The organism is Nitrospira lenta (genome assembly GCF_900403705.1).
Taxonomy (GTDB): domain Bacteria; phylum Nitrospirota; class Nitrospiria; order Nitrospirales; family Nitrospiraceae; genus Nitrospira_D; species Nitrospira_D lenta.
This window is the reverse complement of the sequence record NZ_OUNR01000001.1, coordinates 768,251-793,034: the sequence shown is the minus strand read 5'-3', so window position 1 is coordinate 793,034 and position 24,784 is coordinate 768,251. Positions and strand designations below refer to the sequence as shown.

The window sequence follows — 24,784 nt, the reverse complement described above, 5'->3', positions numbered from 1 at the left end:
TTTTCTCTCTCCTCCCCGCTGGCCTTTAATCCCACTCCAACGCCCCTTTTTTCCAGGCGTACCAGAACCCGACGACCAGGATGCCGATAAAGGTCACCATTTCAGCAAGCCCGACGAATCCGAGCTTGGAAAATGCCACGGCCCAGGGAAACATGTACACGATCTCGACATCGAAGATCACAAACAACATCGCGATGATGTAATAGCGCATCGGAATCTTGACGCGGGCGTCCTGAAACAGCGGACTGCCGCTTTCGTAAGGCGCCAACTTGGCGCGGTAGGGGCGGCTCGGCCTCACGAACCATCCGGCCAGTAGCGACACGGCGCCGAAGGCGATCGCGATCCCGATAAACAGGAGGATCGGAAGATAGTTCGCTGGAACTGCGGCGTTTCCCATAGCGTCCCTTAGGCGGCGTGATGCAACATCAAGGCGGTTCCGAAGAACGGCTTAAAGGCCAGTCCGTCCAGTGTCGGCGCCTCGATGCCTTTATGCTGAATAAGGACTTTGAACGTGCGTCCCATGCCTTCCGGCCGCACCAGATGAATGGCCGCGCGAAACTCGGCGCCTTCCGGGTCCATCTTCGCGAGAAAATCTTCCAACCCGAGCCCCATCAGGAAACTCATCTGATTGGTAAAGCCCGTCACGTGCAGACCCTGCGCGTCGCCGGCGGTGGCGAGGGTTGAAAAATCCACATGTGAGGTCATGTCCTGAAGGCCGACCCGCTCATAAGGATTCTCCGAGGTCATTTGCGAGTAGTAACAGAGCAGCGTGCCTTTCGCACGATCTGGCCCATAGAGATCCTGCGCGGTATGGCCGTAATCGATCGTAATTGCCAGGCCGCGATTGATCGCGCGGGCCACCTGCGCCATCCAGCGCACCGCGGCCGTATTGATCTCGGTCTGGTAACCTTCCGGCAGCGTCAGCTTCAAGTTGTCCAGATAGTGCTGAACGTCCGGCGACGACAAGGGGCGGAGACATTCCACGAAGTTGGTGCCGTCATAGTCGACGCAGATTTCCTGCGCCCGGCCCTGCTCGATCTGGATGCGGTGGACGGGAAACGCATCGGGAAGCTCGTTGCTGAAACACAGGCCGGTGACGCTCTGTTCCGTCAGCGAATCGAGTCCTTCGAGCCAGGTAATACGGCCCGGCTCGCAGAGCCCATGCAGCAAATTCTGGCGTTGCAACTCCTGCATGGCCGGGCTGCGCTCGATGAGGACATAGCGGAGGCGCTGGCTGAACGAGTCGTCCGGATTGACGCGGCAGGCCGACAGAAAATGCTTGGCCAATAACCCTTTCCCTGGTCCCATTTCGACGACCGTGAATGGATCGGGATGTCCGAGGGCGGCGTCGAGCTGCCGCGCTTGCTTTGCCAGCGCCTGGCCGAGAATGGGATGGACGTCCGAACTGGTGTAAAAGTCGCCGGACCAGCCGATGCGTTCGGCTCCGGGTTCAGGCGGGCGCATGTAGTAACCGAATTGGGGATGATAGAGCGCCAGTTCCATAAAACGGACGAAGGGCATCGGACCCGAGGCGGCAATCTCGGCGGTTATGGCGGCAACGAGTTTAGGATGCCCGATCGTCACAAAGAAGTCCGTTTCTCTGCTGACAAGGCGCGTCAGTGAAGACACCAATCCACGACAGGTAGACTGCACCCGTCGAGACGGTCAAAAAGTGGGCTAGAGTAGCCTTCCCGCCTTCTCTAAGTCAAGGAAGAATCAGTGAGAAAGGCGATACGATTGAAGCGCGCCTCATGGATTCATTCGGAAGAGTTTCGATTGAAATTGTGGAAGGGTGTCCGGCCGTTATTCGGCTAGGTTCCGTGACACTTTTTATACTTTTTCCCACTCCCGCAGGGACAGGGATCGTTCCGGCCGACTTTATCGTCGACTCGCTCGACAGTCCGTGGAGCCTCGGCGGCCTCGCCGCGGTTCAGTGTGAGCGTCGGCAGCGGGCGCGTGATGACCGGAGGGGGAGGAGGCGGTGCCGCAGGGGTGGGCTCGACTTCTTCATGTTTCACAGCCTGGACGCGGAACAGCCGTTCCAGCGCATCCGATTTGACCCGCTGCATCATGCCGGCGAAGAGGTCGTAACCTTCCTTCTTGTATTCGATGAGCGGATCTTTTTGGCCATACCCGCGCAGGCCGATGCCGTCGCGCAGATGGTCCATGCCGAGGAGGTGGTCTTTCCAGTGGTGGTCGATGACTTGGAGCATGAAGGTCTTTTCCAGGAAGCGCATCAGCTCTGAGCCCAGTTCCTGTTCCTTCCGCTCGTAGCCGTCGTGCACGAGTTTCTTGAGATCTTCGGTCAGCGCATCGCGACCGAGATCGCGGAGCGAATCGCCCTGGTCCTGTTTGCCCTGCGTGATGTCGATTCCGAATTGGCCGTGCATCATCTCGACGAGGCCGGGCATATCCCATTCTTCGGGATATTGTTCGGCCGGACAGAAGACGGCCATGGCGGAGTCGATCATGTCTGACATCATCCCGAGGAGGTCGGCTTTCAGATCCTCGCCCGCCAGCACGGCATGACGGTGTTGATAGATGACTTCGCGCTGCTTGTTCATCACATCGTCGTATTCGAGCAGCTGTTTACGAATCTCGAAGTTGTGCGCTTCGACTTTCTTTTGCGCATTGGCGATGGCGCGGGTAACCATGCCGTGCTCGATGGGCACGCCTTCTTCCATGCCGAGCTTCAGCATCAGCTGCGAAACGCGCTCGGAGGCGAAGATTCGCATGAGGTCGTCTTCGAGGGACAGGTAAAATCTGGATGATCCGGCATCGCCCTGGCGGCCGGCTCGGCCGCGCAACTGGTTGTCGATGCGGCGGCTCTCGTGCCGCTCAGTGCCGAGGATGTGCAAGCCGCCGGCGGCGACGACTTCCTGTTTGTTTTTTTCACAATCGCTGCGGATTTCTTCGAAGATTTCCAGCTTGCGCGATTCCGGCAAGTTTTCCTCGCGATAAAGAATCTGCTTGAACATGAAGTCGGCGTTGCCGCCGAGGAGAATGTCGGTGCCGCGGCCGGCCATGTTGGTGGCGATGGTGACGGCGCCTTTGCGTCCGGCCTGGGCGACGATTTCCGCCTCGCGTTCATGCTGTTTCGCGTTGAGGACGTTGTGTTTGACCCCGTTCCGGCTCAGCAGGCCCGAGAGCTTTTCGGACTTTTCAATGGAGATCGTCCCGACGAGTACCGGTTGTCCGCGCTCGTTGGATTCCTTGATTTCCTCGACGATGGCCCCAAACTTTTCTTTTTCCGTTCGGTAGACCACGTCGGCATAGTCCAGGCGGACCATTTTTCGATTTGTCGGAACGACGTTCACGTCGAGATTGTAAATCTTGGCGAATTCCGCAGCTTCCGTGTCGGCCGTGCCGGTCATGCCGGCGAGCTTCTTGTACATGCGGAAGTAATTTTGGAACGTGACGGAGGCCAGCGTTTGATTCTCGTTGGCGATCTTCACGCCTTCCTTGGCCTCCACGGCCTGGTGGAGCCCGTCACTCCAGCGGCGGCCTTGCATGAGGCGCCCGGTGAACTCATCGACAATGATGACCTCGCCGTCTTTCACGACATAATCGACATCGCGCTTATACAAGGTGTAGGCCTGGAGCGCCTTGACGACGTGGTGGACCAGATCCATGTTGTCCGGATCGTAGAGGTTGTCCACGCCGAGGAGCTGCTCAATCCGGATGTTGCCCTCTTCCGTCAATGAAGCGGTCTTGGTTTTCTCTTCGATCGTAAAATCATGTTCGGGCTTCAGCTGCGGGATCACGGCGTTGATCCGGTAGTACAGATCGGTAGTCTGGTCGGTCGGACCGGAGATGATCAAGGGAGTGCGGGCTTCGTCGATCAGAATGCTGTCGACCTCGTCGACGATCGCGAAGTTCAGCTCGCGCTGGACGCACTGGCTCAATTCACTCACGATCAGGTTATCGCGCAAGTAGTCGAACCCGTACTCGTTGTTGGTCCCGTACGTGATGTCCGCGTGATAGGCCTCCCGCCTTGTGCAGGGGCGGAGGGATTGCAGGCGTTTGTCGGCCGCATCGTATGTCGGGTCGTAGAGGAACGAGGCGTCGTGTTGGATAATGCCGACGGATAATCCCAGCGCGTGATACAGCTGCGCCATCCATTGGGCATCACGTTTGGCGAGATAATCGTTCACGGTGATCAGGTGAACGCCCTTGCCTTCGAGCGCGTTTAGGTAGATCGGCAGGGTCGCGACGAGCGTCTTCCCTTCGCCGGTCTTCATTTCCGCGATCCGGCCCCGGTGGAGAATCATGCCGCCGATGAGCTGGACGTCGAAGTGCCGCATGTTCAGTATGCGGCGGGACATCTCGCGGCAGACGGCAAAGGCCTCCGGCAGGATGTCGTCGAGTGTCTGACCGTCGGCCAGGCGCTGTTTGAATAGCTGAGTTTTTCCGACCAGGTCCTGATCCGACAAGGGCGTCAGGCTGGACTCCAGGTCGTTGATGCGCGTGACAACGGGCAGCAACGCTTTGATTTCACGGTCGTTCTTACTGCCGAAGACGAGATTCAGGAGTTGTGTCAGCATAGAAGATGTCGTCGGGTCGTTTGGATAGTACTTGCGGGAGAGGTCGATCTACCGCCTACCGCACAAAATAGTCCGCGCAGTATACAGCAAACTTTTTCCGAATCCTACCAGGAAGACACTGGGCTTCCGGCTGAGCCCGTGCCTTGACTCTTTCCGCGGCACTCCAGTACCATCCGCTCGCCGGTCCTGTTACAGTACGAGATACGATGTACGGAATGATCCCACGGCTTCTTGCCTGTCTCCTTGTGGTGTGTATTCTTGTGGTCGGGGGGCTTGCCTCGGCCCAGTCGATCTCGCACGAATCCCATCATAATCAGCACCATCAGAAAGCCACTCACAGCACATCCCTCTGTACCTGGATGTGTGCGGCCGGGAACGTGCTGGATCACGGTACGGCTCCCTATCTCATCGATCTTGCTCCGGTGGCGTGGTCCGAGACCGACAGCAGGGTTTCACTCCTCACGAGTCCTCTTCATCGAACGACCTCTCGCGGGCCTCCAGCTTCTTCGACCATCTAGTTCATCCTGCTCTGTGTGAATGGCCGTTGAGCCCGATCGATCGGGAACAGCGATCGATTTCAACCACAGCGGGGCTCTCGGACTTTCCATCTGATCGAACATCGCGCTTGATGTCCTAGTGGGACAGAGCAAAGAAGCAAAGGTTGATTAACGAAATGAAGCTCTCCGGTCGAATCCTTATTGCCGCAGCCATTGTCAGTATCGTGATCTCCCTGTCCTTTGCTCCCGGCGCATCAGCCTCGTGCGGAGCGGTCAACTGTTTTGTCGTCATCGGGTCCCAACAGCAGGTTCCGCAGGCGGGGCTCCTTACGGTCAACGGCATTTACAATTACACACCCATGCGACTCTTGGAGGGGACCTCCGGCGTGATCCCGGCCGTCGATCAAGCTAGCCGGCAGATGATTCTGGATCACCACAAAGAGACCCGCACCATTACGCAGCAGGCCACGTTGGATCTGAACTATGGCCTGACCGACCGGCTGGGCGTGCAACTGACGGTTCCGTATATGTGGCGCACGCATAAGCACATCGACGGTTTGGGAGAAGGTGGTGCAAACGGCGAGGGAGATCCGAACCGGTTTTCGGCTAATGGGATCGGCGATATTCGCGTGGGGCTGAAGTACAACGTGTTGCCGACTCTTCGCAATATGGTGGTGCTGGGCCTAGGGGTCTACCTTCCAACGGGTAATACTCATGCGCATGACAGCGAAGAAAATATTATGGAGTCGCCGACGCAGCTGGGGCGCGGACAAGTCGGGCTGAACCCGACCGTCTACCAGAGCTATGAGTTGATCCCCCATCTGTTGAATCAGTTTGCCTCGGCCAGCTACCGTCATACGTTCCGGAACAATGACGGGTATCAGTTCGGCGACGAGTACATGATCAACGCCGGTCTGAACTATGTGGCGACGCCCTGGCTGGTTTTGACCGGCCAGGTGAATTACCGCTATTTGGTTCATGACAATTTTAAGTCTTCGCTGTCACGATCGGCCACGCCGGCTGATGCGCCGGACTTTCCTGGGGAGCCAGTTGTGCTTGACCCCACAATTAGAAATCGCGCTGTGCCAACGACCGGTTCGACGTACCACGCCTTCTCTCCTGGCTTTCAGGTCAGTCTCGGACAGCTTGTTGAATCCAGCTGGACGAACATGACCTCGATGTATTTCTACGCACAGATTCCGTTTGCGCGGGATTCCAACGGTAGTTTGGCGCAAGGCACCAGTTTCGTGTTCGGACTCACCCGCTCGTTTCAGCTGGTGAAGCCGTCGTAGTGCGACTGTGATGAATGAGGAGAGTCCTATGAGAGCACAGACCTCTCGATGCGTATGGGCGTTGGCGGTTGCGGTGTTACTGGCCTCCCCTGCTCTCGATGGGTGGAGTATGGGATCGCGGGTTCCTACGGTGGGCGCGCCGGCAGACGAATTCCGTCTGGCGGATCTCGACGGCAAGATGCATAGCCTCAGCCAGTACCGTGGGAAAGTGGTCCTGGTGAATTTCTGGGCCACCTGGTGCAAGCCCTGCACGACGGAAATGCCGGCCATGCAAGCCAGCTTCGATAAGCTGCGGGATAAGGGATTTGTCGTGCTGGCGATCAACGAACTTGAAGACGATGCCAAGGTGCGGGAGCACATCAAGCAGTATGGCCATACCTTCCCCGTGTTGATGGATCGCGACAATAAAGTGGCGAACCAGTTCGGGGTTTTCGGCTTGCCGGTGAGCGTGTTCATCGATCAGCAGGGACGCGTGCAGGAATACATCAAAGGCGGCTTGCTGACGGAACAGATGATCGTTGACGTCGTCGCGAAAATGCACAAACCGGAACCGATCAAGGCGGCGTCGCTTCGATAAATTTATGATGGCGCAACTGAAACAATCCTGGTTGGTCTGGCCGCTGCTGCTCTGCCTCGTGCTCGTGAGCGGGTTCCTGGCGGCCCCGGCGGTTGCCCATGCCGATCATCATGCGAAGCATCAGGCAGGCACGCACTCCACCGGCCTTTGTGCCTGGGAATGCGCGGCCGGTCAGAGCATCGACACGGCGGTGGTGGTCTTCAGCGCCTCCCTACAGTTCATTGAATTGGCCGATACTCAGCGGGCCGATCGTATCGCTGCGGCCTCACCTGTCTCCCGCTTCCTCCGCGGACCGCCCGCGCTCCTCAGCTAACTTCTTCGACATACGACAGCGTCATGGCATCGAGCGGCGGTGAAAAATTCACGGCCACTCCGGCGCCTTCACCTCAACCATTGTGAGACTTATGATGTTCTTTTCCCGATTCCGGCGGCTCATCCTTCTCTCTCTCGGCGTCTTCTTTCTGAGCGTGGGGGCCGTCCGTCCGGACTCGGTTCAGGCCTCGTGCGGCTCCGTGAGCTGCTTTGTCGTGATCGGCTCGCAACAGCAGGTCCCGATGGCCGGTCTGCTGACCGTCAATGCGATTTATAACTACACGCCGATGGAAGCGCCGTCGGGCCAAGGCGGGAGCATTCCGTTTTCCAACCAAGGCAGCAGAACCTTGACCCTGGCAAACCTGAATGCCAATCAGATTCGCACCCTCATGCGAACGGTCACGTTCGACATGAATTACGGCTTGACCGAGCGGTTAGGCCTGCAAGTGACCGTGCCCTACAAGCATGTGAATTCCGACGCCCAGATCGGCGGACTGACGCCGGTGCCCTATAGCGACAAAGGGATCGGCGATGTTCGCGTGAGTCTCAAGTACAACGTGTTGCCCACGTTGCGTAGCATGATTGTGGTGGGGGTGGGCGTCGATTTGCCGACGGGCGACTACGGGCAGCGGGTGCAGGGCGGATCTCTGGCCGAGTCGACGTTGCAAATCGGCAAGGGCAATTTCGGATTCGTGCCGTCGATCTATCAGAGTTACGAGTTGATCCCGCACCGGCTGAATCAGTTCGCCCTGGCGAGCTATCGGCACACGCTCAAGAACAGCGACGGGTACAAGTTCGGCGACGAGGTCAATCTCAGCGCCGGGTTCAACATTATTCCGGTCGAGCAGGCGCCCTGGTTCGTACTGACGCAGCAGGTGAATTACCGCTGGATGCAGAACGATGCGATGGACGCCTCTCTGTTTCAGTTTAATCCGGGTGGCGGCGCCATTCTGCTCGATCCAACAGTGCGATTCCGCGCCGTGCCTACGACTGGCTCTACCTACATGGCGTATTCACCCGGCGTCATGCTGAATCTTTGGAGCTATGCGTCGATGTATTTCATCGCGCAGATTCCGGTCATGCGGGATTTCAACGGCAATCTGGAACAGCAAGTCAGTTATGTGTTCGGGCTTACGAAGTCGTTTCAACTGTTGAGTGGGTCATAGCAGGATGCTGAAACAATCCGCCAGCGGCGTTCTCGCTTCGCGCAGAAGCTCAACGTACCGAAGCGTACGCCTTGCCTTTTCTCTTGCTGCGGCCTGGCTGGGTGGCTTGTTTGAGTATCCTGCTGGGCGAGACGGGATGCTGCGTGCGCGAGCGACAGTGCGTCGAAGTGGCCTGATGCAGAGAGCGGTCGGCCGCGCGCTGGTGGGGTTTTGCGCCCTGCTCTGGGTCGCGGGGTCGGTGTCTGCGGCGTACGGCAGTCTGACGCCGCAATGGACTACGCCGCATTGTCCGCAAGGAGCGTCACATCATGCCCAGCATAGTCAGAGCCATTGCGTCTGGCATTGCGACGGGGTTGATACGCAGGCATCCGCCGGAAGAAATCCCGGCGCTCAGCTCGACCCCTTCGGATATTTGGCGAATACAGGAGGCCGGTCCCCCCGGACCGTGGCCCATCAAACGGGAACCATCCCTCGCGGCCCTCCGGCCGTGTGAATGATGTGACGGCCTCTCTGAACCGGCAAAAGATAACGTGAGTATCGAGACTAGGAATTGAGGAAGGAACAGACCCATGAGATTCATCAGTGCACAAAAGCAGTATTCAACCTATGCCAAGATCAGTCTGCTCGGTCTGGCGCTAATTGGCCTCGCCAGTTGCAGCTCGGGTGATTCCAGCGCCCCTGTGGCGACGTCAGGCGGCAGCGCGGCGCTGCAAGGGCCGATCGTGTTTGTAAACAACACCACGAGTAAATCGCTTGTGAGTGTGGCGCTCAAGGGCGATACGGGGAACACTAAGCTGGGCGAGATCGATGCGACGAAGTTCGAGAATGTGGCGTTGGGAGACATGCAGTTCTCTGAAGGTGAATGGGTGTTCCTGAATTTGGCCGCCGCCAATAAGGTTGCGGCGATCGATCCATTGACAGGAGCCCAGCCTGTCCATGAGGCAAATTTGGCAGCGGGGACGCGGCCGGTACATATGTACCGGGATTCGAACGATGGAGAAATTGTCTGGATCATGAACGACGGCGACAATGCCGGGGGAACGTTGACGCCGGGGGATGATCTCATCAACTGCGCCGCGCAGGGCGGCGGATCGGTGACGGTGATCCATAATTCCCACCTGGGCCCAGGCGGGGTTCCGCCTGTTGTTTTGGGGACGACTTGCCTGTTGGCCGATGGGCATAAGGTGACCGCGTTCTCATCGGGCGCGGGCATGCCAAAGCGGGCCTTCGTGTCGAGCGAAACGGCTGGTGAAATCGCGGTCATCGACGGCGACGAAACATCCGTCAATTTTCGACGCGTCATCGCCCGTATCGATCTTTGCCGATCCGCCAAGGAAGCCGTGCCGGCGACGTGCAATGATGAATCGACCACGGCTGCGAACGCGGCGTTTACGCCTAACGGCTCTGGGCCGCACGGCATTCGCTGGTCCAAGCTGACCCAGAAAGTCTATAGCATTCAGGAAGGCTATCATGAGATTTCTGAAATCGATCCAGTGACCTTCACCGTCACGCCGATTCTCGATCTGACGGGATTGCCGTATACGGCTTTCGGCATCAGCCCGAACGGGCGGTTCCTCGTGTTGCGCGGGCAAACGACGGCGCCTCAGGGGACGAAGCTGGGCGTGCTGGATTTGAGCGTTACTCCCGCCGTGCGCACGGATTTCACTATTCCTGCTTTAGATGGAACCGCGCCCGGCGCGTTCAAGTTCTCGCCGGACGGCAATCGCTTCTATATCCTTGCGGCGAATTCGGCGCTCGCGACGGTCACCAAGAAAGACCGGCTGTTCGCGTTTGACGCATCGACCTTGACCGCCACCCCGGCGGCGCTCACGCTCCTCAGGGAGATTCCGCTAGTCTCGACCGGTGCGCATAGTTTCGATGTGCTGGCGCAGGGCGCTGGCGCAGCGACCTTCATTGCCGTGTCCAACAGTACCGACAATTCCATTTCCGTTATTAACGCGACGGATAATCTGATCAAGCAGACGGTGCAGAATATTGGGGCACTCGGATCGACGCTCGGTGGTGTGATGGTCTATGCGCCCGGTACGGTGGCCGCAGGCAATCAAGCGACGTCGTCCTTGACCGGTGGTTCATCGGCGGCTCCAACAGTGCTGGCAGAGCGGCTGGACGATCACGGGATGCCGGAGTAAGGCGGAACAATTATCACCAGGGCTGGGGAAGGAGGCGGACGTGCCGTTTCCTTCCCGCACCCGGACGTGAGAGGACCATGAATAAACCACTATTACGTGTCGAAGAGGCGGCTGCGGCGCTTGCCGTCAGCCGATGGACGATCTACCGCTGGGTGGAACAGGGCCGGTTGGAAGGCACCAAGATCGGTCGCGGCAGTCTGCGGGTGTTTAGCCGGTCGATCGAGAAACTGGTTGAACAGAATCGGACGGATGACGTGTCTTCCGGCCTGCTCGTTCATCGAGGAGAATTGTCTCCTGCAGGCTCTGCTGTCGGCTGAAGGCGCAGGGTCTGATGCCGGCGGATGTGTTGGATGATCGGTGCGCTGAGTCTTTTTTGTGTCCTTCAGTGAGGTTGCCATGATGGTTGCTGAGAATTATGAGGGCATGCCGTATTCTGCCTGGGGCGTATCTTTTGCCATCCATGGCGCGGCGCTCTGCGTCGCGCTGGTGTTGTCGGCTCAGGTGCAACCGGTTCTCAAGGAAGAGACCTTTCAGTGGGAAGTGGCGCTCGTCCATCCTTCACCGGACGTGCCTCAGCCTGAAACAGCGCAGTCCACACCGACGGTGCAACCGTCGAAACCGACACCGGTTCGGACCGTTCAGGCTACGCCCCCGGTAGAGTCGTCGGCTGACACGGTTGTGACGCGCGTAGCGACTTCGTACAGTCCTGAGATTGTCCATCCGACGATGGTCCCGCCTAAGCCGGAGCCCGTGCGGGAAATTGTTCAGGCAAAGGTCCAGCCGGTTGAGCCGCAGGAAATTAAGCGAGAAGAGATAAAAAAAGAAGAGGTCAAGCATCAAGAAGTGGTGAAGTCTGAGCCGGTGGTGCGCGAGCCGCATCCGGCGCCTGTTGCCAGAGAAGTTGCGCCGCCGGTCGAATCGGTAGCCACCGCGCAGGCGTATGAGCCTCCCGCGTCGTCTCGCGCGCATCATGCGGAGGCGGCTCCGGTGATTCATCGTGAGAGCCCGTCTCCTGAAGAGGCGGCGCCTGAATGGCGGCCGCTTACAGCGGTCGGAGAGGCGCCGGCGAAAACAGTGGTCGCGGCCGCATCCGTTCCGGCTGAACCGGCCCCGGCTGCTGCGGCTCCCGTTTCAGCGGCTGCGGCTCCGGTCCAGGCGCCGGCTCACCATGCTGATGCGCCGGTGGTCGCGAGTGTGGCTCCGGTTCGACCGGCGACGAAGGCGGACAATGCCTGGCTGGCGGAGTCGCTCGGCCGGCGCATTAAAGAACTGACGCGCTATCCCAGTTCGGCTCGTTTGAACGGTTCGGAAGGGAAGGTCGTGTTGCGCGTCATTCTCCGTGCCGATGGCCATCTGGCCGATGTCACGGTACACCGCAGCTCCGGCCACGAGGTGCTCGATCGCGCCGCGATGGAGACCGTTCGATTGGCCTGTCCCATCCATATGAAACAGGCGTTGAGCGCGGCGGAAGTGGCGGTGTATGTGCCCATCGTCTATAGCCTCGCGGGATAGGAACCATCCATGAAACCCATGATGCAAATCATGACAAGTCGAATTGCCGGGTGTCTTGGAATCGCCGGCAGCCTGTTGCTCTGTGCCGCGATCGCGTCGGCGGAGTCTGCGCCGTCGTTCGTATTCGGTCCTAAATCGACGGCGGATCGCAAAGTGCGGAGCGTCGTGGGCCCATCTGTCCGGATCGACGGCCAGGGACAGATCTCTCTTGCCTGGGTTGAGGAGGAGAAGGACACCCGCACCGTGCTCTACTCGCGCATCGAGAAGGCCGGGGACTCTCTCGGCGACGTTGTGCGGGTGAATGGCCCTGGCGAGGTGCCCTATAACCGTCAGGAAGCGCCGGCGCTCGCGTTGTCCGGCGACGATCTGCTCATCACCTGGGCCGTGACCCATCCGAAGATGACCGCGGACAAGCCGTTTTCCAATGATCTGCGTTTGAGCCGGTCGACCGACGGCGGGAGGACTTTTCAACCGTCGGTGTTGGTGAACGACGATCAGCAAGTCATCGGTCACAGTTTTGATTCGATCCATGTGGCGCCTGATGGCGTTGTCCATATGGCCTGGATCGACGGGCGGGAAGGCAAGAAAGAATCCGGCACGTTTGCCACGCGTTCCAGCGACCAAGGTCGCACGGTGGAAAAGAATCTCAAGGTTGATGAGAACACCTGCGTGTGTTGCCGGACGTCGATGACCAGCAGCCCGGACGGTACGTTGTACGTCGCCTGGCGCAAAATTCTTCCGGGCGATCTCCGCGAGACCGTCGTGGCGCGGTCGACCGACGGAGGCCAGACGTTCGCGGCCCCGGTCATCGTCGGCCATGATCGATGGGTCTTTCCCGGTTGTCCCCATCGCCCCGCGTCTGTGGGGACGGATCGTCTGGGACGTCTCTATGTGGTTTGGTACACGGAAGGGTCGGACGAAACGCCGTCGGTCTATCTCGCCTATTCAGACGACAAGGGCGAGACGTTTTCGCCGAAACAGAAATTGAATCTCTCCAAGGGCACCTTCCCGGACCATCCGCAGATGGCCGTCGATCCCGAAGGCCGGCTGATCATCGTGTGGGAAGAGCAGTCGCCGGTCCGGCGCGAGGTCGTGATGCGGGTGTCGCTGGATCGCGGGCAGACCTTCAGCGTGCCGCAGAAATTGAACGAGAAGAAGGGGCAAACTCCGACGCTCTCTATCAATGCCCAAGGCCTTGCGGCGCTGGCCTGGATGGAGCATGCCATGCCGGCGCACCGAATCGTGGTCCAAACGATCCAGTTGCCTGCAATTCAGGCCGTCGCGAAACAGGAGCCGTAGCGTGGGCGTTGTGCGGCAAGGATGGAAGCTTGCGGGCTTGCTGGCCATACTCAGTCTGGCTGGGGCGGCTGCCGTGTCTGCCCACGATCCCGTTGCCGCGCTCAAGATGAGCCGGATGCCCGCAGGCATGCAGGCTGTCCCGTTCGAACTCACGTCGTTGGATGGCGCGCGGGTCAAGTTGAGCGACCTGGCGGGCAAAGTCGTGCTGGTGAACTTTTGGGCGACCTGGTGCGGGCCCTGCAAAGAGGAAATGCCGTCGCTGGCCCGTTTGCAGCAGCAGTTGGATCCGAAGAAGTTTGTCCTCTTGACGGTGACGGCCGATCTGCAGCGCCAGGGCATCGCCCAGTTCCTCTCGCAGACAGGCGTCGCGCTGCCGGTGCTGTTCGATGAAGATCAAGAAGTGTCGCGATCCTTTCTGGTGCGCGGGTTGCCGACCACCGTCGTGATCGGCCGCGACGGGACATTGTTCGGGCGGGCGGTCGGGCCGCGCGCGTGGGACAGCCCGGAGGCGGTCGCGATGATTCGGCAGGCGATGGAACCGGCCCAGTGAAGAAGTGGACCCTCCCGCTCGCGCTTGCCACCGTCGCCGTTTATCTGACCTTGTCGTTTAGTGCCGCCGCCTGTCTGCTCACGCATCAAGCGTATCCGAGCGCGCCCCATCACCATGGCGACGGGGCGGCCCACTCATTGCTCTGCGCCTGGGCTTGCCAGGTCAATCAACCGGTTGACGGTTTATCCGCAGCGCCGGAGTTACAGCCGCTAGCTCTGGCGGTGTTTGTGCTGGTCGTCGCGTCCATCCGGTCATCGCTGTTCTTCCCGTATTTTTCTCCGTCGCGGGCGCCGCCTCGTTTCTAACCCCTCATCATCACATCGTTCGATCGGTCTTCCCCTGTGCGGGCAGTGCTGCGTTTTACGCAGTCTGTGTCTGTGGCGGGGAGTTGTGTCTCATCATCATTCATTGTCGGGAGAGGAGTGTGGGCCATGGTGTCGTTTACGTGTGTCAGTCGGATCGCAGTCGTCATGACGGTCATCGGAACGCTCGCGGCGGGGCAGCTGCTCGCGCAGGCGCAGGAGCAGAACTCCGCAGAGGCGACGGCGTTGCCGCGTGAACAGGAACTGCGCGGGCAGCTCAAGGGAATTCTTCAGGAGCTGGAGGAGATTCAGAAAGGGCGGGAGAGCGGGGTGCCGCCGGCAGAACGGCCAAAGATCGTGACGGAAAAAGTGAAGCCAGAACAGACAGAGGCGACGGAGGCAGCCGGAGCGATGCCGGAATATGAATTGTCGGACACGAGCATCGTGAGCAAGCGATTCCAAAAACGCCCGGAGGGAGTCTCCCTCTCTTCGACGATTCAGGCCGAGACGGATTCGCAGCCGACCCGCACGATGAAGGAGTCGATGGAGTCACTGCCCGGTGTGGTGATGCGCCAGGCGAACGGTCCACGGGATTTCAGCATGATGATCCGCGGGCAAGGTGCCAAGACGACCTTTGCCGTGCGCGACATCAAGATGTATGAAGATGGCTTTATTCAGACTCAGTCGGACGGACTCTCCCGCCTCGACATTCATGATCCCTGGTTCATGCGCAGCGTAGAGGCAATCCGCGGCGCCTCCTCATCCATGTACGACAATTATGCGCTGGGCGGTATGGTCCATTTCAGGACGCGCCGCGGCAGCGATATCAACGGATTTGAGAGCTTTTTCTCCGGCGGTTCGTACGGGTATCACAAAGAGGCGTTTGCGGTAGGGCAGGAGACCGAGCATCTCGATATCTCCATGTTTGCCAGCAACGTGCAGGAAGACGGGTATATCCGGAACAGCACCTATAAGACCCAAACGGTCAATTTCAATCTGCGGTTCAAGATCGACGACAAGCAGAGTTTCTACTTCAAAGCGATCTCCAATTGGTTGGACACCAGAGTGCCGACCAGGCTGACCCAGGCGGAATTCCTGACCGACGATCGGCAGGCCGGCGGCGCGCTCACGCCATGCGTCCCCGGTCAATACCGGTCCGGTTGTGCGAATGCCACGGCACTGCGACAGGGGCGTTTCGATCGTCGCACGATCGTCGGCGGCATGTACGAGCGCCAGCTGAACGCGAATACGGTGCTGACGATCGAAGGCGACTATGACGTGAAGGATATCAATCAAACGTTTTCACAGATATCCGATAACGTGAATCCCAACTATAAAATGTATGTGGACTTGCGGCATGACGGCCGGTTGGGTGAGATGCCGCTGAAGAGCTATCTCGGATTCTTCTTCAATAACATGGAGCAGGAAGGACAGACATTCGAGAATCTGGGTGATGGACAGGGAACTCGCGGCGTGTTGTTGGCCAATAACCGAGGGAACATCCGGAATATCGGGGCCCGGTTCGGCGAGGAGCTGGAGTTCATCCCAAAGTGGACGGCGGCCATTCGACTGGGGTTTGAGCAGTCGCAGCTCGGCGTTCAAACGATCAATTACTGCTCGTCTACGGATGCTGTCGTAGGAACGGGCGTAGCGCCATGCAACAACACGGCTGGGTTGGGAGCCGGGTCTGTGAGGACGCGAGCCAACGCCAATCGTACCTTCTATAACTGGGCGCCCGAGGCGTCGCTCACCTGGAAGCCCGCCGAGGGGTACCGGCATTGGGTCCGGGCTTCGACGGGGTACGGGATCCCGCAGTTTAGTAATCTCACCCGCGATCCGGTCACCGGGTTGCCCGGCACGAACTTCGATTTGAAGCCGCAGAAAAATCTCAATACAGAAATCGGAACGGAATCGAGACTGACCAAAGATCTCACGATTCAGCTCGTCGGATTTTGGACGATCTTCAAGGACGAGATCATTTCCCGGGCCGTGTCGGGCACGAATGTGGCTTCGGTCAATGCCGACTCCTCACGCTATCGAGGGATCGAAGCCTTCTACGACTGGCGCCCGTTGTCCGGGCTGCGCGTCTCCGGGGCCTACACGCATATCGACGCGAAGTACATCAACTTTTCAGATCAGACGAATACGGCGGTGGGACTCTTAGTCCGTGACGGCAAGAAGGTGCCGAACGTGCCGACCGATGTGCTGAATAGCAAAGTGGAGTACGAACATGCCGAAAGCGGCTGGGGCGGTTGGGTGGAAGGCAGCTACTACAATAGCTACGTCTTGAACAATAGTAATACGTTCGGCATTCCCGCCTATATGATCGGCAACGTCAATATTCATAAGCATGTTGAAGTGAAGAATTACTGGTTCCGGTTCGCGAAATTCTTCGTTGAAATCGACAACGTGGCTGACAAGAAGTACGCCGCGTCCGGCCAGATCATCGGAGGCGAAACGCATGCGGCAGCAGCGGGGCAGTTGGCCTTTTTCTCCGGCTACGGTCGGGCTATTTACGGCGGTGTGACGCTGGGATTGTTCTAGGGTGTGAGTATGCAAACAGGGCCACCGTCTGGCGGCCCTGTTTGCATGGACGGTTGTGAGAGATGGATTTTGTGCTGGCCGCGTTGGAGCGGCGAAACAATCTGTTGCACAAGTGAGCAGCCATCGGTAGACGGTTTCGTGGGATCGGCGTAGATGAATACGGTGAAGGGGTAGGCAGGTATGAGCGGTCGTTCAGTCAAAACAGTCGGGATGGTCGTCGCCGGAATTACGGCGGTGATGTATGTCGGACTGGTGTGTCTGGTCGCGACCTGTTCGCTGGTCTTGCCGGTGTCCGCCGGCGCCGGCGGACATGCGCCGCATCACAGTCATGAGACTGCGCACTCGCCCCTCTGCGCCTGGGCCTGCCAGGCTACTCCGGAGACCGGGTTGGTCGCGTCGGCTCCTGCCGACGTTGTTGAGTCGGTCGTACGTGTTCCGGTTGTTGCGCCCGCTCAACGGGTCTTGGTTTCTTCACAGTCATTTCTCCATTCTCGTGCTCCTCCCGTGCTCCCGCTCGGATAATTCAGGCGGGACGCGTTCCATTCTTTTCAGATTCCATGCGGCAGGGCGCTCGGACTCCTTAGGGAGACCGGTCTAGGCTCAGCCGAACGCCTTCCGCCTGAGCGATCCGGGTTGCCCCGGTCTGTCTCGAAACATCTGTGTGGTCCGGGTATGGCGGCCTCCTTGCCCGGACCCACTGGGGCGCAGGCTCTCTCCACGAGTCTCCGCTCCGGCCTTTGATCGGGATGCTGAGCAGTCCGCCTTGTCTCTTTGCGCCGGGGTTGGGCGGGTGAGATCAGCGGCCAGTTTGAGCATCCCGTGTATTGGACGCGACGGGATTGTCGTCGCCGGTTGGATGGTAGTGACTTGGCAGTAACCAAGAGGAGGGGGAACTATGAAGCTTGGTCATATGGGGATTGGATTGGCGGTGTGGATGAGTCTGTGTGCGCCGGTTCAGGCCGAAGAGGGCCCTCAGCCGGCGACTGGGCTAGAACAGGACGCTTCGGTGCTCAATCAGGTCATCCTCCAGATCGGCGGGCGCTTTTGCGAATACCATCGCGAGGAGGTCGAAGGAGCGCTGCGGCGTTTTTCAATGGTGCACGCCGTCGAGTTCTTGAACGATCACGGCACCGTGTTGGTGCGCTATCAGTCTGACGGCGTTCCTCCGATGCAATTGGCGATGTCGGTCGAGCAGGCGCTTGCATCGGGGATCGGTTGCAAAGCCTGGGTGGATCGCGGCGGATCCTCGCAAGCGAAATCATAGGAGGCCGATGCTGAAGCGCAGCATCGTGCGTATGCCGGCTTGCTGGTACCGCTGATGGCCAAGGACTTTGTGCATCGGTATGACGAGTATTTCGACCAGCGGATGGCGCACTAGCCGGGCAATGGTGTGGAGGAGTTGGAGTCTGCGTGTAGGCGACCTCCTGACGCAGATTTCATCACGGGGGAGCGCGGGTTGGGCGCTCCCCCGCCACACGCGCCGTTCGAGAGGACCGGATGGAACCATCGTTATTGCGAGTCCAAGAAGCGGCCGCGCTGCTCCGGGTGAGTAAGTGGACGATCTATCGATGGATCGAAGAGGGCCGCTTGCGCGCAACGAAGATCGGTCGTGGCAGCCTGCGCATCTTTCGCGCGTCGCTGAACGGACTCATCGAAGGACAGTGCGCCGATCAGGGGAGTCGTAAGCCGGATGGGCGAGGCAAGGTCGTGCGGTTGCGATCGGGGCTCCGGGCAAGCAAGAGGCGAGGATGAGTGGAAAACGGGTCTGGCGGTTGTGCACCCTTCTTCCAGACCTGCCCGGGGAGTCGGAGGTGGCCTCCCTCCGAGTCCCCGGCCCTTCGGGGCTATACAAACGGTGCGCCGCATAACTTGCCTGAAGAGTCGAAGATGCATTTTCCCCAAACCCCCGGTCTTCGGGGAAAGGATGAGGTGAGTGATGCTCGGCAGTCTTGAGATGACCCGCGCCGCGTTCGTCAGTGCGGTGACACGGAAAGATCCTGGCGACTATACGCTCAATGTGGTCGTTGTTCGGCTGCTGGCGATCGCGCTGACGGTGTCTCGTTGGCGGCCGAATGCCGCCCCGGTGCCGGGCGTGCCGGTGCCGACGCACTATCGGACCTGGCCGCTCGTCGAGTCTGACGTGGAGGTCTCCGGTATTCCCCGCTATCTGCGCTTTGCCGTTTGTCCGAAGGCGGCGTCGGTGACCGACGAGGACACGTTTCCTGTCGGGACGGCGCTGGTGGTGGAAACCTTCTCGTCCGCCCCGGTAACCGGAGGGCACTTGCGATCGGTCTTTGTGATGGAAAAAGTGTCGAGCCTGGATCACCCGGGTCTGGGGTGCCATTCGCGGGAAGGATGGGCGTATGCGACCTACGATGGCGGCGGCCGAGTGGTGGCGAGGGATGTGTTGGATTGCGGCGTCTGTCGATTGCCGGTGATGTGAAGAGAATCGGGGCGGACGAGGATCGTGCTCAGTAGCAGCCGTGAGCAGTCGTCGGTAGACGAGTGGCTGCAAAGTCTATATAGTTCGTGTCCCTTTCTATGTGTGACGCGAAAGCGGTGATGCGATCGGACGGTTGTCTTTGATGGGCGTGAGGCTGTTGTGCTTGCTCTACCTGCTGCTGGTAGGGCAGGCCGCCGTGTGTTCGCAGGAGTCGTTGATTCTGCACGAGTCGGAGCGCGGTTCCGGCGAGCGTGATATGCACGAGCTGTTTTGTGGGGGAGATTGCCAGAACATCTCGTCGGTGGCGATCGTCTCGTGGCCTCCTGCGAGCGCGTATTTCCCGCTGAGCATCTGGCTGGCCGTTGTTTTTGGGATCCGAGTTCGGTTTGTGCCGTTGCTGCTTGCTTCCTCACGGGCGCCGCCTCTGGCCGGCCTCGCATAAGGTCTCGATCTCTCAACAACGTTCTTGCAAGGAGCATGGAATCATGGCTACGGGATGTGGCTGGCTGAAGTTCTGCCGGCTGGTGGTGACGCTGAGTGTCGTCAGTACAATAAGTGTGGGATTGGGGTGGTCGGAGTCCCAGGCGCAGGAGTCTGTCGTAGGTGGAGATGAGCCGCCGGTGCTTGAGATGGCGCCGATCCAGGTCGAAGGCCAGCGGATTGAGAATGTGGAATCGGTCAAGAAGGAGCTGGCCAGGCGGCCGGGCAGCAACATTCTCATCGAGGAAAAGCAGATTACCGAATCACGCGCGATGAATCTCAATGACGTGTTGCAGTTCGCGCCGGGCGTGCGTTTCCAGTCCCGCTTCGGCGCCGACGAAGGGCAGTTCCAAATCCGCGGCACCTCGCTGCGGAACAATTATCATCATCGCGGCATCAATATTCTCATCAACGGCATTTTCTTCGGCGACGCCGACGGATTTTCCGACTTCGAGTCCATCGACCTGCTGGCCTATGAGCGGATCGAAGTCTATAAGGGCGCCAATGCGCTCCGGTACGGGGCCAATACGATCGGCGGGGCCATCAACTTTGTGCCGCGCACGGGCTACAGCGCCTCGATTCTCCAAATGCGGTTCCTGGCGGGCAGTTTCGGCATGGTCAGCGGCCAGGTCTCCAGCGGAAAAGTCTCAGAACCCTTCAAGGTCGGCGACATGAATGCGACGGCCGACTATTACATCAGCGTCTCCGGTAACCGGCAGGACGGGTTTCAGGATCACAGTCAGCAGGCCAGGGAGCGGATCAATGCCAACGTGGGGTTGCAACTCGGCACCCACCAGGAAATTCGCGCCTATTTCCTGCAATCGGTCGTCTCCGAATCCATCCCCGGCGCGCTGACCAACCAACAGCTGTCTCAGAACCGGCGTCAGGTCGGCGGGCAGACGCCTTTCCCGGTGCCCGGATTCTTCGCCTGCGTGACGAACAACCAGACCTGCCAATGGGGGCGCTACTACAATCTGCAGCGGCTCGGCATTGCCTATCACAACGAATTCGCCATCAATCAATTCATCGAGATCATTCCCTACGTCTCGAATCAGTATGTCGATCATCCGATCTTTCAGACGCTGCGACAGAGCACGCAGAACGTGGGCGGCGAGATCCGCTATGTGAATACCAATCAGCTATTTGGGATGAACCATTCGTTCACGGCCGGCCTGCAGCCGCGGTATGGAAATCAGAAACAAACCAGGCATGTGAATATCAACGGGAGCATCGGCGCGCTGGCTCAGGAGTATCGAGCCATATCGACCTATATCGGCGCGTATGCCGAGGATGCGCTCGATGTGACGAAAGATCTGACGGTCGTGATCGGAGGGCGGTGGGATCATAGCTCGCGGGAGGCCACGATCCAGAACTACGGGCCGGCGGGCAATCCCTTCGATCCGACGATTGCGTCCACGCCGACCACGGCGCAGCGGCCGCTGCGGCAGTTCGAGGCCCTGAATCCGAAACTCGGCTTTGTCTATCGCACGACGCCGACTTCGCAATTGTACTTCAATGCCAGCCGGTCCTACGAAGCGCCGCTCAACGTCGAGCTGCTCTCCTCGGTGAACGCCAACGGCAGCGCCAATAACGGCTTCCTCAATCTCGATGCGCAACGCGCCTGGCAGTTTGAATTGGGCCATCGCGGCACCTCCGCGGATAAACGCTATTCCTGGGATGTGACGGTCTATGACTTGGAGATGCAGAAAGAACTGCTGGCGTCGGTCATCAACAATCAAGATACGTTTCAGAATGCCGGAAGCACCCGCCATACCGGCGTCGAAGCCGGCGGAGCCATGGTGCTGACCAAGGGCTTGTTTGCGCAGGGCGGAGGAGGCAAGGAGGATAGTCTCCAAACGCGCGTCGCCTACACCTGGTCGCGCTTCAAGTTCACGGATGATGTGTACGGCGCCGGGACGCTGATTGCGAAAGACGGGAACACGATCGCGGGGGCGCCGGAGCATAGTCTGAGTCTCGAACTTCGGTACGACCATCCCGACAAATGGTGGGTGGCGCCGAACGTGGAATGGTCGCTGTCGGGCTACTACGTGGACTATTTGAATACGGTGAAGAACCCCTCCTACTTCGTGCTCAATATGAAATCCGGCTGGAATATTACCGACCGGCTGACGCTGTACGCGGAAGGCCGCAATCTCACGAACAAGACCTATGCCGGGTCGGTTGTCGTGAACGACTCGCTCAACCGGTTTGCCAATCCGGCGCAAGGCATCAGCGCCTATGGGGGCGTTGAATACAAGTTCTGATCGGGACGAGCGGCGGCGGGGGCCGCCGCTCGTTGCCAGAGGAAGAGAAAGAGGAGGGTGCGTTGACTCATTCAAGCGATGGGGTGAAAGAAATGCGGCCGAACCGTACGGAAGGCCATCGTCTGCGTACGGTGCTCGGTATGGTTCTGAACGGAGTGGGAGTCGCGATGACACTCCTCCTGCTGCTCGGCCCCATTGCGTTCAAGCAGGGAGCGTCTGGCGATGACGCGGCCGGCGGGTCTGCGCCGAAACGCTATGAATTGGTCAACGGGCGATGGTTCGATGGGCGTGAGTTTCAGGAGGCCACCTTCTATACGAGTGACGGACGACTGACGACAACAAAACCCGCCGTCGTGGATGAACGGATCGATCTGAAGGGTGGCTATGTCGTTCCGCCATTCGGCGAAGCCCACAATCATAACGTCGAAGGGCCGTGGAATCTGGATGCGGTCGTGGCCCGCTATCTCCGTGACGGCGTGTTTTACGTGAAGAACCCCAACAGCATTCGGGAATTCACGGCGCAGATTGCGCCGCGCCTCAATACACCGGGCAGCATCGACGTGGTCTTTGCGAATGCGGGCCTCACCTCTTCAGGCGGGCACCCGGTTCCATTGTATGAACAGGTGCTGCGAGGGTCTCGATACCGGGCTGTCATCGGCGAGGTGACGGCCGGTTGGTTCAATGATCGGGGCTATGTCGTCATCGATCGCGAAGCCGATCTGCAAAACAAGTGGAGCGGCATTGTCGAAGGTAAGCCGAACCTGCTCAAAATCTTTCTCGTCCATTCGGAAGACCGCGAGCGGCATCGTGACGCGGGCGGAGCACATGTCCGGAAGGGGCTCGATCCCGAGCTGGTTCCGGGGATTGTCACGCGCGCCCATCGTGCAGGGCTGCGAGTGGCCGCGCACGTTGAGACGGCCGCCGATTTTCGCCTGGCCCTGACGGCGGGCGTCGATGAAATCGCGCATGTGCCGGGGTGGTTTCTGGAGCCGGCCGACCAAGAGTCCCGCATGATGCTGACGGAAGAGGATGCGCGTCTTGCGGCCAAATCCGGGGTGATCGTGACGACCACCATGGTGGCGATGAAACCGGCGGAGGGCGAGCACGGACAGCATGCGGCGCCCCACGATCCGCATAGCGCGCATAGTCAAGGTGGCCACGCATTCTCGATGGACCTCACGGTCTGGCAGCGGGCGATCGCCGTGCAGCGGCACAATCTCGGTTTGCTTCACCGCCACGGCGTCACACTCGCGATCGGCAGCGATCATGCCGAGACGTCACTTGCCGAAGCGGTGCATCTGCATGAACTCGGGATCTTCGACAATCTGACCCTGCTCAAGTTGTGGTGCGAAAATACCCCGCGGTCGATCTTTCCCGACCGGAAGATCGGATCACTCAAGGAAGGATTTGAGGCAAGCCTTCTTGTTCTGAGAGCCAATCCGCTCGAACGATTCGAGGCGGTCACGCAGATCGATTTTCGAATGAAGCAGGGTCACATCGTTGCAGTGGAGAAGGGCGAGTCATGGACGCATTGAAAGAGATCGTGGACTACGGGGTGATCGGCCTGTTGTTGGCGTTGGGGCTAGTGGCGTTAGGCGTGGCGATTGAGCGGTGGAGGTATTTTCAACGCATCAATCCCGCCGAGTTTCAGCATCGCGACATGTTGGAGATGGCGCTCACAAAGCATTTGGTCATCATCGGGACCATCGCCGCGAATGCGCCCTATATCGGCCTGCTCGGCACGGTGCTCGGCATCATGCTGACGTTCCACACGATGGGTACGTCCGGGGCGCTGGCGGTGGCCACGATCATGGTCGGCCTGAGTTTGGCGTTGAAGGCCACGGCGGTGGGGCTCCTTATCGCGATTCCCTGTGTAGTCATGAACAACGTGCTGCGCCGCCGTGTGAGTGAACTGCTGACGCTGCATCAGGCTCACTATGGATCATGAATTTAACCGCTGGCGGATGCGCAACTCAATGCGATGCTCCTGGCCTATCTTCGCGAGTCGCCGGCTCTGGTCCGGGCGACAACGTAACGCGATTGGAGCGGTTCGTTTCGGTCGTCAATCGCATCTGTGCGCCGGGATTCCGGCAGGCGAGCGTGGAAGTGGTTCGTGCGTGACCGGCGTCCCACGCGGTTTTTCCGTACGAGTTGTAGCACCCGTGAGCAGAAGTAGGTAGACGAACTGCCTGGCGGTTTTGTAAAGTCACAGCCTTATTTATCGGAAGGTGTGGTTGGTGAGCAATGGGCCTCGTTCCATGCACGTGACTCGATTGTCGGGCCGGGCGTCACAGGCGGTGATGCTGGTGGCTTGCCTGCTCGTCTGCATCCGGCTGATCGCCGGCGTGATCTGCTCAACGTGCATTCTGCCGTTAGAGCTGGTGAAGAGCTCTGTCGCGCACCTCCATAGCGGCGGCGATCATGAGCCCTGTGGCCATGGTCGAACGGAAGCCGTTCCGTTAGTGCAATGGGCCTGCACGGTGACGCAAGATGAGACGGCCTTCGTTCTGCCGGAGATTCCCCGCCTGCCGGTCGTGGTGTCAGTCTTCGTGCCCTTGGTGCTCGTCCTCGTTTCCTATCAAAGCCGCTCCCTGATCGCGACCCATGGCCGCGGGCCTCCTGTCAGCATCTCCTAATTGCCATCGTTCACCGTCACTGAATAGTCACGAGCCGGACACCCGTGAGGTCCGATCTCGCTTGCGAGAAGCACCCGGCGTCGCTTGATGCCGGATAAGCGGGAGTATGGATTCCTGCCGCCCTTCTTTGTGCGCGCCGCAGGAGGGTGATCCTCTTACGAGGCTTCGGTTTCAGGAGAAGCGTTCCTCCGCATGGAATGAAAGGAATGTGTGCAG

General features: G+C 59.4%; 24 protein-coding genes. 21 read left to right on the top strand and 3 right to left on the bottom strand.

The genetic code is table 11. The features are described 5' to 3' along the window. Positions 1 to 25: 25 nt before the first annotated feature. The 3 genes from NITLEN_RS03815 to secA all read right to left on the bottom strand — a co-directional run bounded on the left by NITLEN_RS03815 (position 26) and on the right by secA (position 4,544). Positions 26 to 397 carry an NADH-quinone oxidoreductase subunit A gene (locus NITLEN_RS03815; RefSeq protein ID WP_121988236.1) on the bottom strand — a complete coding sequence of 124 codons (372 nt, stop codon included), beginning with the start codon at positions 395 to 397 and terminating at the stop codon, positions 26 to 28. Positions 398 to 405: 8 nt separating this feature from the next. Then, the gene (locus NITLEN_RS03810; RefSeq protein ID WP_146216089.1) at positions 406 to 1,584 is read right to left on the bottom strand and encodes a class I SAM-dependent methyltransferase; all 1,179 of its coding nucleotides are present in this window, start codon (positions 1,582 to 1,584) and stop codon (positions 406 to 408) included. A 227-nt stretch (positions 1,585 to 1,811) separates the two neighbouring features. After that, positions 1,812 to 4,544 (bottom strand): preprotein translocase subunit SecA, encoded by a 2,733-nt coding sequence (secA, locus tag NITLEN_RS03805; RefSeq protein ID WP_121988234.1) that lies wholly within the window; start codon positions 4,542 to 4,544, stop codon positions 1,812 to 1,814. Positions 4,545 to 5,205: 661 nt separating this feature from the next. On the opposite strand from secA, the gene NITLEN_RS03795 reads away from it, so the two are divergent. The 21 genes from NITLEN_RS03795 (at position 5,206) to NITLEN_RS03690 (ending at position 24,568) form a co-directional block, all read left to right on the top strand. Then, positions 5,206 to 6,333, top strand: coding sequence for a transporter (locus NITLEN_RS03795; RefSeq protein WP_146216088.1), 1,128 nt, complete (start codon positions 5,206 to 5,208; stop codon positions 6,331 to 6,333). Between the two features lie 28 nt (positions 6,334 to 6,361). Next, positions 6,362 to 6,910, top strand: coding sequence for a peroxiredoxin family protein (locus tag NITLEN_RS03790; protein ID WP_181416618.1), 549 nt, complete (start codon positions 6,362 to 6,364; stop codon positions 6,908 to 6,910). Between the two features lie 4 nt (positions 6,911 to 6,914). Next, positions 6,915 to 7,223 carry a hypothetical protein gene (locus NITLEN_RS03785; protein ID WP_121988230.1) on the top strand — a complete coding sequence of 103 codons (309 nt, stop codon included), beginning with the start codon at positions 6,915 to 6,917 and terminating at the stop codon, positions 7,221 to 7,223. A gap of 91 nt (positions 7,224 to 7,314) precedes the next feature. Next, a complete protein-coding gene (locus NITLEN_RS03780; RefSeq protein WP_121988229.1) occupies positions 7,315 to 8,388 on the top strand; it encodes a transporter in 1,074 nt (357 codons plus the stop codon). Positions 8,389 to 8,563: 175 nt separating this feature from the next. After that, entirely contained in the window at positions 8,564 to 8,881 is a 318-nt protein-coding gene (locus NITLEN_RS03775; RefSeq protein WP_146216087.1) for a hypothetical protein, read from the top strand. A gap of 76 nt (positions 8,882 to 8,957) precedes the next feature. Continuing rightward, on the top strand, positions 8,958 to 10,538 hold the full coding sequence (locus NITLEN_RS03770) for an SMP-30/gluconolactonase/LRE family protein (protein ID WP_121988227.1): 1,581 nt from the start codon (positions 8,958 to 8,960) through the stop codon (positions 10,536 to 10,538). A gap of 77 nt (positions 10,539 to 10,615) precedes the next feature. Continuing rightward, complete coding sequence (locus NITLEN_RS03765; protein WP_121988226.1) at positions 10,616 to 10,855, top strand: helix-turn-helix transcriptional regulator; 240 nt, start codon at positions 10,616 to 10,618, stop codon at positions 10,853 to 10,855. 79 nt (positions 10,856 to 10,934) lie between these two features. After that, positions 10,935 to 12,050, top strand: a complete 1,116-nt coding sequence (locus NITLEN_RS03760) for an energy transducer TonB (RefSeq protein ID WP_121988225.1) — start codon at positions 10,935 to 10,937, stop codon at positions 12,048 to 12,050. Between the two features lie 9 nt (positions 12,051 to 12,059). Further along, positions 12,060 to 13,349 (top strand): sialidase family protein, encoded by a 1,290-nt coding sequence (locus tag NITLEN_RS03755; protein ID WP_121988224.1) that lies wholly within the window; start codon positions 12,060 to 12,062, stop codon positions 13,347 to 13,349. 1 nt (position 13,350) lies between these two features. Next, complete coding sequence (locus tag NITLEN_RS03750) at positions 13,351 to 13,899, top strand: TlpA family protein disulfide reductase (protein ID WP_281267744.1); 549 nt, start codon at positions 13,351 to 13,353, stop codon at positions 13,897 to 13,899. Further along, the gene (locus NITLEN_RS03745) at positions 13,896 to 14,204 is read left to right on the top strand and encodes a hypothetical protein (protein WP_121988222.1); all 309 of its coding nucleotides are present in this window, start codon (positions 13,896 to 13,898) and stop codon (positions 14,202 to 14,204) included. The genes NITLEN_RS03750 and NITLEN_RS03745 overlap by 4 nt, the downstream gene beginning before the upstream one ends. A 126-nt stretch (positions 14,205 to 14,330) precedes the next feature. Continuing rightward, the gene (locus NITLEN_RS03740; protein WP_121988221.1) at positions 14,331 to 16,745 is read left to right on the top strand and encodes a TonB-dependent receptor; all 2,415 of its coding nucleotides are present in this window, start codon (positions 14,331 to 14,333) and stop codon (positions 16,743 to 16,745) included. 180 nt (positions 16,746 to 16,925) lie between these two features. Next, positions 16,926 to 17,267 (top strand): hypothetical protein, encoded by a 342-nt coding sequence (locus NITLEN_RS03735; protein ID WP_121988220.1) that lies wholly within the window; start codon positions 16,926 to 16,928, stop codon positions 17,265 to 17,267. A 373-nt stretch (positions 17,268 to 17,640) separates the two neighbouring features. Beyond that, positions 17,641 to 18,009, top strand: a complete 369-nt coding sequence (locus NITLEN_RS03730; protein WP_121988219.1) for a hypothetical protein — start codon at positions 17,641 to 17,643, stop codon at positions 18,007 to 18,009. Between the two features lie 233 nt (positions 18,010 to 18,242). Further along, on the top strand, positions 18,243 to 18,497 hold the full coding sequence (locus NITLEN_RS03720) for a helix-turn-helix domain-containing protein (protein ID WP_121988217.1): 255 nt from the start codon (positions 18,243 to 18,245) through the stop codon (positions 18,495 to 18,497). Between the two features lie 184 nt (positions 18,498 to 18,681). Further along, positions 18,682 to 19,188 carry a cytochrome P460 family protein gene (locus NITLEN_RS03715; RefSeq protein WP_121988216.1) on the top strand — a complete coding sequence of 169 codons (507 nt, stop codon included), beginning with the start codon at positions 18,682 to 18,684 and terminating at the stop codon, positions 19,186 to 19,188. A gap of 142 nt (positions 19,189 to 19,330) precedes the next feature. After that, positions 19,331 to 19,630, top strand: a complete 300-nt coding sequence (locus NITLEN_RS03710) for a hypothetical protein (RefSeq protein WP_121988215.1) — start codon at positions 19,331 to 19,333, stop codon at positions 19,628 to 19,630. A gap of 43 nt (positions 19,631 to 19,673) precedes the next feature. Then, the gene (locus NITLEN_RS03705) at positions 19,674 to 21,932 is read left to right on the top strand and encodes a TonB-dependent receptor family protein (protein WP_121988214.1); all 2,259 of its coding nucleotides are present in this window, start codon (positions 19,674 to 19,676) and stop codon (positions 21,930 to 21,932) included. Positions 21,933 to 21,994: 62 nt separating this feature from the next. Then, positions 21,995 to 23,467, top strand: a complete 1,473-nt coding sequence (locus tag NITLEN_RS03700; RefSeq protein WP_146216086.1) for an amidohydrolase family protein — start codon at positions 21,995 to 21,997, stop codon at positions 23,465 to 23,467. Continuing rightward, a complete protein-coding gene (gene exbB, locus NITLEN_RS03695; protein ID WP_121988212.1) occupies positions 23,455 to 23,880 on the top strand; it encodes a TonB-system energizer ExbB in 426 nt (141 codons plus the stop codon). Before NITLEN_RS03700 ends, exbB begins: the two co-directional genes overlap by 13 nt. A gap of 310 nt (positions 23,881 to 24,190) precedes the next feature. Next, on the top strand, positions 24,191 to 24,568 hold the full coding sequence (locus NITLEN_RS03690; RefSeq protein WP_121988211.1) for a hypothetical protein: 378 nt from the start codon (positions 24,191 to 24,193) through the stop codon (positions 24,566 to 24,568). Positions 24,569 to 24,784: the final 216 nt, after the last annotated feature.